Source organism: Salinicola halophyticus, assembly GCF_003206695.1.
Classification (GTDB): domain Bacteria; phylum Pseudomonadota; class Gammaproteobacteria; order Pseudomonadales; family Halomonadaceae; genus Salinicola; species Salinicola halophyticus.
This window is the reverse complement of record NZ_PZJN01000001.1, coordinates 309,545-322,471: the sequence shown is the minus strand read 5'-3', so window position 1 is coordinate 322,471 and position 12,927 is coordinate 309,545. Positions and strand designations below refer to the sequence as shown.

Below are 12,927 nucleotides of genomic sequence, written 5' to 3'. Positions count from 1 at the left end.
GGGGTTTTGCGTTGACGGATCCGCAACGATGCGGGGCCCTATTGTGTCAAAGGCTCGAAGTCACTGGTCAGCGCATCGACGTCACTGGGTTGATCGCGCGGGTCGGCGGTGATGTCGAGCGCCGGGCTGTGGCGCAGGGTCTGCCAGGCGCTGCGGATCTCCTCGACACTCAGCTTGTCGACCTGTGCAGCCAGTTGCTGGCGGCGATCGAAATCAACCTGCGGATAGGCAAGCGTCTGCCATAGCCGGTCGGCGCGCGCCGACAGCGATTGATCGCGCTGCAGCAGTTGCTGCCGCACGGCCTGCCGATAAGGCGCCAGATCGTCATCGCTCAGCGTCTCGATGCGCTGATCGAACGTCTTCAGGAAAGCGTCCATGCGCTGGCCGATGGTATCGCTTGCGACACTTGGCGACTGCACCAGCATCATCAGCCCTGGGGCATCCATGAACGGCGCGTAGCCGGCGCTGACGATATACCCGAGCTGCTCGTCGGTACGCAGTTTGGCAAAGAACGGGGGGCCGATCAGCTGCCCGATCACGGCCAGACTGGCCTGGCTCTGCAGCGAGAGATCGGGGCCCTGAAGATAGCGCAGCACGGCGGCGTCATTTCGTGTCGTTGCGGGGTGCAGCGCCGGCGCGTTCGACGGCACATCGAGCACGCTCAATGGCGGGTTGTCGTCGGCGTGAAGCTGGGGCGCCAGCGCGTTGGCGACCAGTAACCCTTCGCGTCTGGCAAGCTTGGCATCGAGGTTGCCCACCGCCATGGCCTGAACGTAGAGCTGACTCAGGAATCGCTGACGATAGTCGCGTACATCCTCCACGCCGAGGCCGTCGAGCGCGGCCAGCATGTTGCGGGTGCTGATCTGGGGTCGCATCAGGGCTTCGCCCAGCGTTCGCTGCGCCTGCTGGTAAAGCGCATCCTGCGGGGCGTTCTCCCAGCTACGTTTCAGCCCTTGCTTGACTCGGGCAATGCTGTCGGCGGTGATCTCGCCCTGCTCGAGCTGCTCGACGACGGTCTGCATCAGTCGATCCTGATGGTCGCGCCAGCCGGAAAACGCCAGGGTGATGCCACGGCCGTGAGCGTAGGCGGCGAAATCCTGGCCGGCCAGCGACGCGGGATAGAAGCGCTCGTTGAGGCCGTCGTTCAACCATCCGGCCAGCAGGCGTGTCAGCGCGGCGTGGCGGGCGTCCTGCGTGGCATCGGGGTTCTGCAGACTGAAGCGCCACTCGACCCGCGGCGCGCCGAATTCGCTGTTGGGCTGGTGCCAGATCTCGACGCTGGGTGACTCGACGAGGCGCGCGGGTTCGGCGCTATCGAACGGCTGGACGCTCAGGTCCTCGGCGATATAGGGGTTGGGCTCGGGAAGCGTCAGTCCGTCGAGTGACGTTCCGCGAGGCCAGTCGTCGAGACGCGTCAAGGTGTAGGGGGTCGCGAAGTATTGTGTGGTTTCGTCACCCGAGACGTCCGGTCCGCTGTAGGCCCGCAGCAGGTTGTCCGCTGTCAGCCGGTCGAGAATCTCGTCGATCGCGGCGGCATCGAAACGATCCATACGGTAGGGCGCGTACTGCACGTCCTCGAGCGGATAGTGCGCCAGGCTCATCGCCATGGAACTGACGGTATCGATCGGCTCGCTGCGCTGCTGAAAACGGAAGCTCTGTTCGGCCAGCTTGGCCTGTTCGTCGTAGCGCCAGGCGTCGACACCGTGATCGCGGATTCGCCGGATCTGGTCGAACAGGCTCGCCTGGATGTCGTCGAGGTGATTCTCGCCCTCCGGCGTCAGGCTGATGGAGATATCGAACAGCGCATGCTGACCGTCGCTCTGGGTCGTGCCGGCAGAGAGCCCGTCGGCCCAGCCGGCCTTGCGTAGAGCGGCCAGCAGGCTGCCTTCACCTTCGTGACCCAGCAGGTTGGCGAGATAATCGACCGGCTTGTCGGCGTACTCGAGGATCGGGTCGTCGATGGGGAACAGGAATTCGAGCTGGCGCCGTGCCTCGTTGGTCTTGATGCGCAGCGACGCCGGCAGATCGTCGTGCCTGGCCAGCGGTTGATCGACGACCGGTTTTTCCAGGTCGCGATCGGGCACCGCGCCGAAGCGCTGACGCACCTGCTGTTCGATCGTGTCCAGCGGCTCCGGCGCGAGCACGGCCAGATGCATGACGTTGGCGTCGTAGTGCTGTTGGTAGAAATCGAGCAGGGCCTGACGCAGCGGGCGCTTGTCGCTGTTGAGTGTCTCCAGGCTGCCGACCGAGAAATGATTGATCGGATGATCGGGATTGAGCGCCTGGCTCAGCGCTTCGTTGATGCGGCGGGCGTCATCGTCGCGGCGTGCCTGGTACTCGGAATTCACCGCATGTCGCTCGCGATCGACGTAGTCCGGGTTGAACTGTGGCGACACGAAGAACTGCGAGAAGCGGTCGAGAGCTTCGGGAAAGGCGCTCGGATCGACGTCGAAATAGAAATTGGTGTCCTGATCCGCGGTGAAGGCGTTGTGGGAACCGCCGTTCTGGCTGATGAAACGCTGGTAACCATCCGGGTCGGGATAGCCCTCGGTTCCCAGAAACAGCATGTGTTCGAGAAAGTGAGCAAGCCCCGGCATGTCGGCCGGATCGTTGTCGCTGCCCACCGAGACATCCATGGCGGCGGCCGCCTTGTCGGCATCGGGGTCGCTGACCAGTAGTGCCTGAAGCCCGTTGTCGAGCGTGATGGCGCGATACTGGCGGTCGTCATTCGGGCTCTGGATCAGCTGGCCTTGAAGCGGTTGACTCTGGGTCGGCTGGGCGGCATCGGCGGATTCGGAGCTGGCGACGGCTTCTACCGGCGTGACCACGAACGCCAGCGCCAGGCCGATGGCCAGATAGCCGGCAGCAAACCAGGTGCGCAGACCGGCCCGCGGCGATGTAACGCTGTCAGAGAAGTCTGACGCGTGCGAGAGAGAGCCATGCGATAGCGCTCGAGAACGGGATTCCTGCATACGATTGTCTCGGTAGTGAATAAGATCGGCTCGGTGTTGAACAAAGGCAATGTTGAATAAGGGCGACGACGAAGAGAGAAGTAGAAGACGTCCAGCGATCCTTCAGGCGGTCCACACCCGCATGGCGCCGATCGGGTAGGCGCAGTTCCAGTCCTGATAGGCGGGATCGTTCACCCGTCTAGATACCGGGAATGCGCCCAGAAGTTCCCTGTCGGCCGCGCCGAGGAGCTCTCGGGCCGAGCCAGACGGCGTTCCGGGCGATAGCCATGTCTCGGCCTGGGACGCGTCGATGATCGCCGGCAGACGATCGCTCATGGGGGCGACGATCTCCGTGGCGGGCACCGTGATCAGCGCAAACGAGTCCCGGGATTCACCGGTCTCCGGTGCGTAGCGACTCCAGATACCGGCCAGCAGCAGCGGCGAACGGTCGGTATGCGTGACCAGGAACGGCTGCTTGCCGCGCAGCCCGGCCTGCCACACGTAGATGCCGGTCACGGGCACCAGGCAGCGCCGTTCGGCCAATGCCTCGCGAAACATCGGGCGCTCGTCGAGCGACTCGGCACGGGCGCAGTGAGGCGCCTGATCCAGGACTTTCAGCCAGGTTGGCGTCAGCCCCCAGAACGCGTCTCGCAGAACCGTCGTCTCCGCTTCCTGGCGCAGGATCGAAAGCCAGTGGCGGGGGGCCAGGTTGGGGCTGAATATCGGCGAATCGACAGCTCGAAAAGCGGGGCTCGTCGGATGTCGTGTCCAGTCGTCGACGTGCAGTCGACCGGCCATGGTCTCTCCTCGTTGGTAATCGATGACAGGTGATCGATGACAGGTGATCGGGTGGCAGGGGCCACAGCGTATGCCACCGAGAGTTCGGGGCCAAGACGTTATTGCGCTCGCCGCGACGACCCCAGGGCATGACACCGCTATTGGTGGTCGACGTAAAAGTCTCACGAAATCGTCACCTTAATGCGCATGGCGCTTGCGTTTATACGGTATGGCGATATGCTGGGAAACGCTGTTCGATTTTAAGTCGACAACAAGATTTCCCGGCTTTTGCAGCATCGGCAGCACTTCGACACTATTCCGAGCGAGGGATTTTATGGCTCGACCGCGACAGCACGCCCCCGAGGCGCTCCATGCTCAGGTCATGGCGGCCTGCGATGCCTGGCTACGTGAAAATCCTGTGCACACGCTGTCGCTGCGCTCGCTGGCTCGCGATGTGGGTTGCGCGCCGAGCACGCTGCTCAAACTCTACGGCAGCTTCAGCAACCTGCTCCAGTACGTCAATATCGAGACGCTCGATCGTATGGGCGCTGCTGTCTCCTGGCTCGAGGATGCCGAGCCGACTCCCCAGCTCAAGGCCCTGGCGATGGCCTACTGGCAGTTCGCCCAGCATGAACCCCATCGTTGGCAGATGCTGTTCGAATATCCGCTGGCGGACGAAGGGGAGCTGGACGAACGCCAGACCCATATTATCGATGCCCTGTTCCTGCGCGTCGAAAGCGCTCTCAAGGCATACCAGCCCGCGCTCGACGACGTTGCTGCCAAACGCATGGCGCGCACGCTGTGGGGCAGCGTGCATGGTCTGGTTCAGCTCGGGCTCAACGATCGCCTCGGCTACTGGCAGGGACAGCCGATGGAAGCCGGCGACCTGCTCGATCAGCTGCTGACGATGACCCTGAATGGCCTGCGCTACCTGCCGGATCCTTCGTGATTCGGGGGTTGCTGGCCCAGCGCCGGTTTGCTCCGTTCTTCTGGACCCAGGCGCTGGGTGCTTTCAACGACAATCTATTCAAGAACGTCCTGCTGCTGTTGCTGACCTTCGTCGCGGTTCCCCGTTATGGCTGGGACACCGGGCTGCTCAACAACCTGGCGGCGGGACTGTTCATTCTGCCTTTCTTTCTGTTTTCCGCCTGGGGCGGGACGCTCGCCGATCACCTCGACAAGCAACGACTCGTACGCCGACTCAAGTTGCTTGAGCTGGTGACGATGATCGCCGCCGCGGTGGCGGTCTGGTTCGAACTATTCGGTTTGCTGCTGGCGCTGCTGTTCATGATGGGTACGCAGTCAGCGCTTTTCGGCCCGGTAAAGTACGCGATTCTGCCGCAGCATCTGGCGGCCACCGAGTTGGTCAAGGGCAACGCCTGGGTCAATCTGGGCACGTTCGTGTCGATCTTGCTCGGCACACTGCTGGCCGGCGTGCTGACATCGCTGGACGGTTCGCTGGAGCGCGCCGCGATTGCCGGGAGCCTGGTTCTCATCGCGATCATCGGTGTCGCTGCCAGTCTCAAGATTCCCCCGGCACCGTCGAGCGTCAGCGGTCGCGTTGCCTGGCGACCGCTGTCGGGAACCTGGCAGGTCATGCGCGACGGGCTTGCCGAAAAAAAAGTGCGTCCGGCACTGATCGGTATCAGTTTCTTCTGGTTTCTGGGGGCCTGCTATCTGACCCAGCTACCGGCCTGGGTGCGTGATGTCGTCCACGGCAGCGAGGGCGCCGTCAGCTTTCTGCTGGGCGCTTTCGCGGTAGGGGTCGGGCTCGGCGCCTTGCTCTGCTCGCGACTGTCGGCGGGCCGTCTGGAGCTGGGGCTGGTGCCGATCGGGGCGCTGGTGATCGGGGTTTCCGGTATCGAGCTGGCCTCGCAGACGGACTTCAGCGGCGAGACACTGGCGCTCCCGGAGCTGCTGGCGCTGACCGAGTTCTGGCGCATGAGCACCCTGCTCGGACTGGTGGGGCTTGGGGGTGGTCTCTACAGCGTGCCGCTCTATACCCTGATGCAGCTGGCCAGTCGTGAAGAGCGTCGCGCCCGCATGATCGCCGCCAACAATATTCTCAACGCGCTGTTCATGATTCTGTCCGCCGTCTTCGGCATCGTGATGCTGAGCGTGCTGGGGCTGTCGCTTACCGTGCTGTTCGCCTGCCTCGGGTGGCTATCGCTGCTGGTGGGCGTGGCGCTGCTGATGCGCAACCCGCGACCCGCGCTGCGACTGTTGATCTTTGTGCTGGTTCAGGTGCTCTATCGGCTGCGCTGTCGCGGTCGGCAACATATCCCAGCGACCGGCCCCGCGCTAGTGGTCTGCAATCACGTCAGCTTCATGGATGCCCTGGTACTGGGTGGCGCCTGCCCGCGCCCGCTGCGCTTCATGATGGATCGGCCGATCTACGAAAACCCCTGGATTCACTGGTTTTTCCGAATCGCCGGGGCGATTCCCGTCGACTCCGATCGACGGGACCCGGGCGGCGTCCGTCGTGCCCTGGAAGAGGTCAGTCGAGCACTGCGCAACGGTGAAGTGGTGATGGTCTTTCCGGAGGGGCGGCTGACGCCGGACGGCGAGGTGCACGCCTTTCGCCGGGGGCTGGATCTGATGCTGGCGCGGGACCCGGTACCGGTGGTGCCGGCGGCGCTGTCGGGCTTGTGGGGGTCGTGGACCTCCAACAAGGATGGCAAGGCGCTGACCAAACGGCCGCGACGACTGCGAGCCCGGATCCTGCTGGTCTTCGGGGAGGCGATTCCGGCCGGCCAATCACCGCGGAGAATCCTGGAGCGTCGCGTTCGGGGGCTCAAGCGCGCGGCCGATCAGAGCCTGTCGAAGCATCCGGGCGGCCCGGTCTAGAATCCGTCTACTCGGTGCTGCGGCGGCGAACGCCCTGCTGCCAGCAACGTACTGAAGTGATCAGGTTGTCACCGATCTCGAGAATCTCGAGGCGCGTAGTGCCGATCTGCAGGCAGGCTTGGGCGTCGGGGAAGGATTCGAGTTCTTCCAGGATCAGGCCGTTGAGGGTCTTGGGGCCATCGGTCGGCAGCTCCCAGCCCAGCGCCTTGTTGACCTCGCGAATGTTGGCCGTGCCTTCGATCACGTAGCCGCCGTCCGTCTGCGGGTGAATCTCGCGATAGGTGCCGGCGACATCGGTGGTGAACTCGCCGACGATCTCTTCCAGAATATCTTCCAGCGTGGCCAGGCCCTGCACGTCACCGTACTCATCGACGACCACGCCGATCCGGCGCTTCTGCCGCTGGAAGTTGAGCAGTTGCGTATGCAGCGGCGTCGACTCGGGGATGAAGTAGGGCTCGCGGGCCTCCTGCACGATCGCGGCCTTATTCAGATCAGGCTTGGAGAGGAAGCGGGCGGCATTGCGCAGATGCAGAATGCCGATGATGTTGTTGATGTCGCCTTTGAAGATCGGCAGTCGAGTGTGCTGACTCTGACGCATCTGGGCCAGCAGGGTTTCCAGGTCGTCGTCGAGATCGAGGCCGACGATCTCGTGACGCGGCACCATGATGTCGTTGACGGTGACGTTTTCCAGATCGAGGATCGACAGCAGCATCGCCTGGTGACGGCCGGGAATCAGCGATCCCGCTTCATGCACCACGCTGCGCAGTTCGTCGCGAGTCAGGCTGTCGGCGCCGGCATCCAGATGGCGTACGCCCATCAGACGCAGTAGCCCGTTGGAGACGGCATTGACCAGCCACACGACGGGATAGAACAGCCGCAACAGCGGGGCCAGTATCAGCGAGGCGGGGAGCGCGACGCGATCGGGCTTGATTGCCGCGTAGGTCTTGGGCGTCACCTCGCCGAAAATCAGCACCACGATCGTCAGCACCAGAGTGGCGATCGCCGGACCGGAGACGTCACCGAAGAAGTGAATGGCGACGATGGTGGCGATGGAGGCAGCGAGGTTGTTGACCAGATTGTTGCCGATCAGGATCACGCCCAGCAGACGGTCGGGGCGCTTGAGCAGTTCGACGACACGAATGGCCGAGCGGGATCCGGCATTGGCTCGATGATTCAGCCGATATCGATTGATCGACATCATGCCGGTTTCGGAACTGGAGAAGAATGCTGAAAGGCAAACCAGGATGAAGAGCAGGCCCAGCATGAGGCCCAAGGGCATGTCATCGCTCAAGGCGGGGAATTCCTCGTGGAGTTGTCAGATTGTTGTAGGGCGTTGGCTGAACGCTGTCAACGTTGCCGATGGCCGAACCGGTTGCGCCTATCGGCTTGGTGTGCCGATCAGGCGTTGTAATGGAAGATGTATTCGAGCACGAACTTGGTGCCGAAGAAGGCCAGCACCAGCACGGCGGCGCCGGCCAGTGTCCAGCGCACCGCCTTCTGGCCACGCCAGCCCAGGTAGTGATGGCCTGCCAGCAGACCGGCGAAGATCAGCCATGCCAGCAGCGACAGAATGGTCTTGTGGGCCAGATGCTGGGCGAACAGGTTGTCGACGAACAAAAAGCCGCTGACGATGGCGACCGTCAGCAGCAGCATGCCGCACCAGATCAGTTCGAAAAGCAGCTGTTCCATGCGGGTCAGCGGTGGCAGGACCTGAACGATGCCGCCAGTGTGGCGGCGTTTGAGCTCGTGGTGCTGAAAGCCCAGCAGCGCCGCCTGAACGGCGGCGATGGCGAGAAACGAGAACGCCGCGATCGAACTCAGAATATGAAAGTAGAGACCGGGAGAAACGCCGGATTCGATCATTCGGCTCGGCATGCCGACGACGCCGACGATGGTGACCGCGGCCAGCGGAAAGACGCATACGCCGGCATTTAGCACGGGCTTGAACAAGCTGGCCAGCAGCAGCAGCGCCACGACCAGCCAGCCGACCAGCGCGGCGCTCTGGGTTAGCCCCAGGTGCAGCCCTTGCGGGCCGATGATGGCCAGGCCAACGATGAGGCTGTGGCAGACCAGGGCGATCAGCCCTGCCCCGCGAACCCAGTTCGGGCGTTCGGTCACGCGGCGGGCGAGGCTCAGGCTTTGCCATAGCCCAGCGGCGAGATAGCAGATAATGGCGACAAGGGCGAAAGGAAGCGCCGGCATCGGTGTTTTGGCCTCGTGGGCGGTCTTCTGACTAGCGGATCGTGGCTAGCAGCCGCCATGACGATGAAAGAATTTAAGGTGCGGGTTGGCTAGATGATAGCCAGTCGCGTTTCGCGGCTACTATACCCAATCACCGCCACCTCGCCCAGCGATAGCCTCTCTCCTCGCGCTTTGCCTTGCGGACTCGTTAGCCGCCGGTTCGGTGATCGCCTCTCCCGATCTCGCTGCATGGAGCCAAGCGCCATCCATGCGTATAATGCTTGCCACATTCCTTCTAGCGGCGCCGCGAGCTTGTTTCGAGCAACGGTGGCGCCAGGCATCGTCGCCCGGAGCGTTACATGTTCGAAAGTCTCTCCAATCGCCTCTCGCAGACGCTCAAGTCGATCACCGGCCAGGCGCGTCTGACCGAAGACAACATCAAGGACACCCTGCGTGAAGTGCGCCGGGCGCTACTGGAAGCGGACGTCGCGCTGCCGGTGGTCAAGGATTTCGTCGACCGCGTTCGCGAACGGGCGGTCGGGCAGGAGGTGTCGAAAAGCCTCTCGCCGGGTCAGCAGTTCGTCAAGATCGTCCAGCAGGAGCTGGAAGCGATCATGGGTCAGGCCAATGAATCGCTAACGCTGCGCGGTTCGCCCGCCGTGGTGCTGATGGCCGGTCTGCAGGGCGCGGGCAAGACCACGTCCGTGGCCAAGCTGGCCAAGTATCTGCGCGAGCGCGAGAACAAGAAAGTGCTGGTGGTCTCGGCCGACGTCTATCGCCCCGCGGCCATCGATCAGCTCGAGACGCTGGCGAAAGAAGTCGAGGTCGATTTCTTTCCGTCGACCAGCGCCCAGCAGCCGGTGGCGATCGCCGAGGCGGCGATCAAGCACGCCAAGATCCAGTTCCATGACGTGGTGATCGTCGATACCGCCGGCCGACTCGCGGTGGACGAGGCGATGATGGCCGAAATCCAGGCGCTGAATCAGGCGATTCAGCCGCAGGAGACGCTTTTCGTCGTCGACGCCATGACCGGTCAGGATGCCGCCAATACCGCCAAGGCGTTCAGTGATGCCCTGCCGCTGACCGGGGTGATCCTGACCAAGGCCGACGGTGACGCGCGTGGCGGTGCCGCCCTGTCGGTCCGTCATGTCACCGGCAAGCCGATCAAGTTCATGGGCATGGGCGAGAAGGTCGATGCTCTCGAACCCTTTCACCCCGATCGCGTGGCCTCGCGCATTCTCGGCATGGGCGACATGCTGTCGCTGATCGAGGAAGCCGAGCGCAACGTCGACAAGGGCAAGGCCGAACGCCTGGCCAAGAAGGTCAAGAAGGGTCAGGGGTTCGATCTCGAGGACTTCCGCGATCAGCTCCAGCAGCTCAAGAAGATGGGTGGCATGGGCGGGTTGATGTCCAAGATGCCGGGCATGGGGCAGATGGCGGATATGGCTCAGAACAAGGGCGCCGAGCAGGAGTTCGGCAAGCTCGAGACGCTGATCAACTCGATGACGCCTCAGGAACGTCGCAAGCCCGAGATCATCAATGGCTCGCGCAAGCGCCGTATCGCCACCGGCGCTGGCCTCCAGGTGCCGGATCTCAACCGTCTGCTCAAACAGCACAAGCAGATGCAGAAGATGATGAAAAAAGCCGGGCAGAAGGGCGGCATGCAAAAGATGATGCGCGGGATGTCCGGCATGATGGGCGGGGGTGGTCCCGGAGGCCCGGGCGGTCCTGGTGGCATGGGCGGTCCCGGGGGTATGGGTGGCATGGGCGGCGGCGGTTTTCCGCGCCGCTGAGGCTTGCGCTGGACTCGGCACCCGCTTCGGGATCGACGCTTTCGCCGATCTCAACAAAAGGTTCCCAAGACGCGGCCTTTTCCGTAGAATGCTGCGTCTTCGTCTCGGGCTAGTGTTCGAGAAGACTTGATTTCGTGGCGTAACGATTAACTTAACCGAAGGATTATCAACGCAATGGTAACCATTCGTCTGGCACGTGGTGGCGCCAAGAAGCGTCCCTTCTATCACCTGACCGTCAGCGACTCTCGCGTTTCTCGCGACGGCCGCTTCATCGAGCGCGTCGGCTTCTTCAATCCGGTCGCTCGCGGCCAGGAAGAGCGTCTGCGCGTCGATCTGGACCGCGTCACCCACTGGCAGTCTCAGGGTGCGCAGGTCTCCGAGCGCGTCGCCGAGCTGGTCAAAGAAGCTCGCAAGGCTCAGGCCTGAGTTCGATCGTCATGCCGCAAGCGTCTCGCGAGCCCGATCAGGACAAGCCCAGTCTGGACAAATCCACGCAGGATAAGTCCACGCAGGGCAATGCCGAACAGGCTGACTCCAGGCAGGGCGAGGAGGCGCAGCATGTGGTGCTGGGGCGTCTGACCAGTCCGCACGGTGTGAAAGGTTGGCTCAAGGTCTATTCGTACTCCAGCCCGGCCGAGGGCATCTTCGACTATCCGACATGGGTGTTGTCGATGCACGGCGAGCGCCAGACACGGCGCCTGCTCGATGCGCGGCCCCAGGGCAAGGGTTTGGTGGTACGACTGGAAGGTATCGACACCCGAGAGCTGGCCGAGCAGTGGGCCGGTGCCGAGGTGTTGATGGAGAAGACGGCGCTACCTGAACTGGATAGCGGCGAATATTACTGGCACCAGCTGGAAGGCCTCGAGGTTTCGACCCGTGATGGCGTCAAGCTGGGGCGAGTCGATCATCTGTTCGAGACCGGCGCCAACGATGTGCTGGTGATCAAACCCTCCGAGGGTAGCCTCGATGATCGAGAACGGTTGCTGCCGTTTTTGCCTGACGACGTGATCGTTCAGGTCGATCTCGGCGCGCAGTCCATGATCGTGGAGTGGGATCCGTCCTTCTGACCTCGGGAATCGAGGGGTTGGCGGCCGGCGGCCAGGAGAAGCGTACCGTGTGGATTGGTGTCGTCTCCCTGTTTCCGGAGATGTTCGAGGCCATTACCCGGCATGGCGTTACCGGACGTGCCGTGGAACGCGGGTTGCTGGAAATGGCTTTCTGGAACCCTCGAGATTACGCCTCGGATCGGCATCGCACTGTCGACGATCGTCCTTATGGCGGCGGCCCAGGCATGCTGATGAAGGTCGATACGTTGCGCGGTGCATTGGCCGACGCGCGTGCCGGCGCCGAAGCGGCCGGTCATCGGCCTCGCGTGATCTATCTCTCGCCTCAGGGGCGCAGGCTGGATCAGGCCGGGGCTCGCGAGCTGGCGTCGCGTGACGGATTGATCGTCGTGGCGGGGCGTTACGAAGGGATCGACGAGCGCGTTGTCGAGGCCGATATCGATGAAGAGTGGTCGATCGGCGACTACGTGCTCAGCGGCGGCGAGTTGCCGGCCATGGTGATGATCGATGCGCTGGCCCGCGAAGTGCCGGGCGTGCTGGGACATGAGGCGTCGGCCAGCGAAGATTCGTTCGCCGATGGCCTGCTGGACTGTCCGCACTACACGCGGCCCGAAGTGATCGATGGTCACCGGGTGCCGGACGTGCTGCTCAGCGGCAATCACGAGTGGATTCGCCGCTGGCGACTGAAGCAATCTCTCGGGCGCACTTGGCTCAGGCGTCCGGATCTGTTGGAGAGCCGAACGTTGGATCGCGAACAGCGTCAGCTGCTCGATGAATTCATCGATGAACACGTCGCGGAAAGCCCTGCCTCCCGCGACGGCGGTGCATGAGGCGCGATCGAATCGGCCTGTATGCGTCACCCACGAGTCCGATTCCGCCCCGACTCTCTTTTGGCGGGCGCCGGGATCACGAAACGTCCTCCAGGGATGTTTTTCAAACGAGGAGCAAGACATGAGTAGCAAGAGCAAGGTGATCCAGGCGCTCGAAAACGAGCAGATGAGCAAGGAAATCCCGCCGTTCGCGCCCGGCGATACCATCATCGTCCAGGTCAAGGTGGTGGAAGGGACTCGTGAACGTCTGCAGGCTTTCGAAGGCGTCGTTATTGGCAAGCGTAATCGCGGCCTCAACTCCGCTTTCACCGTGCGCAAGATTTCCCACGGTGTCGGCGTCGAGCGTACCTTCCAGACCTACAGCCCGCTGGTGGCCGGTATCGAAGTCAAGCGTCGCGGTGACGTGCGTCAGGCCAAGCTGTACTATCTTCGTGAGCGTAGCGGCAAGTCTGCGCGGATCAAGGAAAAGCTGGGCTGATCAGCG

General features: G+C 63.1%; 11 protein-coding genes. 7 read left to right on the top strand and 4 right to left on the bottom strand.

Translation table 11 applies throughout. From position 1 onward, the window contains the following. Nucleotides 1–38: 38 nt before the first annotated feature. Together DOM58_RS01375 and DOM58_RS01370 are read right to left on the bottom strand one after the other, a co-directional pair. Nucleotides 39–2,972, bottom strand: coding sequence for an insulinase family protein (locus tag DOM58_RS01375; RefSeq protein ID WP_110691469.1), 2,934 nt, complete (start codon nucleotides 2,970–2,972; stop codon nucleotides 39–41). Between the two features lie 102 nt (nucleotides 2,973–3,074). Then, nucleotides 3,075–3,749: an SOS response-associated peptidase gene (locus DOM58_RS01370; RefSeq protein ID WP_110691468.1), complete on the bottom strand. Its 675-nt coding sequence runs from the start codon at nucleotides 3,747–3,749 to the stop codon at nucleotides 3,075–3,077. 313 nt (nucleotides 3,750–4,062) lie between these two features. Between DOM58_RS01370 and DOM58_RS01365 the strand changes: the two genes are divergently transcribed. Continuing rightward, the gene (locus tag DOM58_RS01365) at nucleotides 4,063–4,677 is read left to right on the top strand and encodes a TetR/AcrR family transcriptional regulator (protein WP_075560774.1); all 615 of its coding nucleotides are present in this window, start codon (nucleotides 4,063–4,065) and stop codon (nucleotides 4,675–4,677) included. Continuing rightward, nucleotides 4,674–6,575 (top strand): MFS transporter, encoded by a 1,902-nt coding sequence (locus tag DOM58_RS01360; protein WP_245392103.1) that lies wholly within the window; start codon nucleotides 4,674–4,676, stop codon nucleotides 6,573–6,575. Before DOM58_RS01365 ends, DOM58_RS01360 begins: the two co-directional genes overlap by 4 nt. Nucleotides 6,576–6,582: 7 nt before the next feature. On the opposite strand, the gene DOM58_RS01355 is transcribed toward DOM58_RS01360, so the two are convergent. Both DOM58_RS01355 and DOM58_RS01350 read right to left on the bottom strand, forming a co-directional pair. Continuing rightward, a complete protein-coding gene (locus tag DOM58_RS01355; RefSeq protein ID WP_075560776.1) occupies nucleotides 6,583–7,866 on the bottom strand; it encodes an HlyC/CorC family transporter in 1,284 nt (427 codons plus the stop codon). Between the two features lie 107 nt (nucleotides 7,867–7,973). Beyond that, nucleotides 7,974–8,777: a cytochrome C assembly family protein gene (locus DOM58_RS01350; protein WP_110691467.1), complete on the bottom strand. Its 804-nt coding sequence runs from the start codon at nucleotides 8,775–8,777 to the stop codon at nucleotides 7,974–7,976. A gap of 338 nt (nucleotides 8,778–9,115) precedes the next feature. On the opposite strand from DOM58_RS01350, the gene ffh reads away from it, so the two are divergent. The 5 genes from ffh (at nucleotide 9,116) to rplS (ending at nucleotide 12,921) form a co-directional block, all read left to right on the top strand. Then, the gene (ffh, locus tag DOM58_RS01345) at nucleotides 9,116–10,549 is read left to right on the top strand and encodes a signal recognition particle protein (protein WP_110691466.1); all 1,434 of its coding nucleotides are present in this window, start codon (nucleotides 9,116–9,118) and stop codon (nucleotides 10,547–10,549) included. 174 nt (nucleotides 10,550–10,723) lie between these two features. After that, the gene (rpsP, locus tag DOM58_RS01340; protein ID WP_075560779.1) at nucleotides 10,724–10,975 is read left to right on the top strand and encodes a 30S ribosomal protein S16; all 252 of its coding nucleotides are present in this window, start codon (nucleotides 10,724–10,726) and stop codon (nucleotides 10,973–10,975) included. 11 nt (nucleotides 10,976–10,986) lie between these two features. Further along, nucleotides 10,987–11,616 carry a ribosome maturation factor RimM gene (rimM, locus tag DOM58_RS01335; protein ID WP_110691465.1) on the top strand — a complete coding sequence of 210 codons (630 nt, stop codon included), beginning with the start codon at nucleotides 10,987–10,989 and terminating at the stop codon, nucleotides 11,614–11,616. A gap of 47 nt (nucleotides 11,617–11,663) precedes the next feature. After that, entirely contained in the window at nucleotides 11,664–12,443 is a 780-nt protein-coding gene (trmD, locus tag DOM58_RS01330; protein ID WP_110691515.1) for a tRNA (guanosine(37)-N1)-methyltransferase TrmD, read from the top strand. A gap of 121 nt (nucleotides 12,444–12,564) precedes the next feature. Beyond that, on the top strand, nucleotides 12,565–12,921 hold the full coding sequence (rplS, locus tag DOM58_RS01325; RefSeq protein ID WP_075560780.1) for a 50S ribosomal protein L19: 357 nt from the start codon (nucleotides 12,565–12,567) through the stop codon (nucleotides 12,919–12,921). The last annotated feature ends 6 nt before the right edge of the window (nucleotides 12,922–12,927 follow it).

Bases quoted from the DNA above. Each gene is read 5' to 3' on its own strand.
- DOM58_RS01375 (WP_110691469.1), bottom strand. From the start codon at position 2,972: ATGCAGGAATCCCGTTCTCGAGCGCTATCGCATGGCTCTCTCTCGCAC.
- DOM58_RS01370 (WP_110691468.1), bottom strand. From the start codon at position 3,749: ATGGCCGGTCGACTGCACGTCGACGACTGGACACGACATCCGACGAGC.
- DOM58_RS01365 (WP_075560774.1), top strand. From the start codon at position 4,063: ATGGCTCGACCGCGACAGCACGCCCCCGAGGCGCTCCATGCTCAGGTC.
- DOM58_RS01350 (WP_110691467.1), bottom strand. From the start codon at position 8,777: ATGCCGGCGCTTCCTTTCGCCCTTGTCGCCATTATCTGCTATCTCGCC.
- ffh (WP_110691466.1), top strand. From the start codon at position 9,116: ATGTTCGAAAGTCTCTCCAATCGCCTCTCGCAGACGCTCAAGTCGATC.
- rpsP (WP_075560779.1), top strand. From the start codon at position 10,724: ATGGTAACCATTCGTCTGGCACGTGGTGGCGCCAAGAAGCGTCCCTTC.
- rimM (WP_110691465.1), top strand. From the start codon at position 10,987: ATGCCGCAAGCGTCTCGCGAGCCCGATCAGGACAAGCCCAGTCTGGAC.
- rplS (WP_075560780.1), top strand. From the start codon at position 12,565: ATGAGTAGCAAGAGCAAGGTGATCCAGGCGCTCGAAAACGAGCAGATG.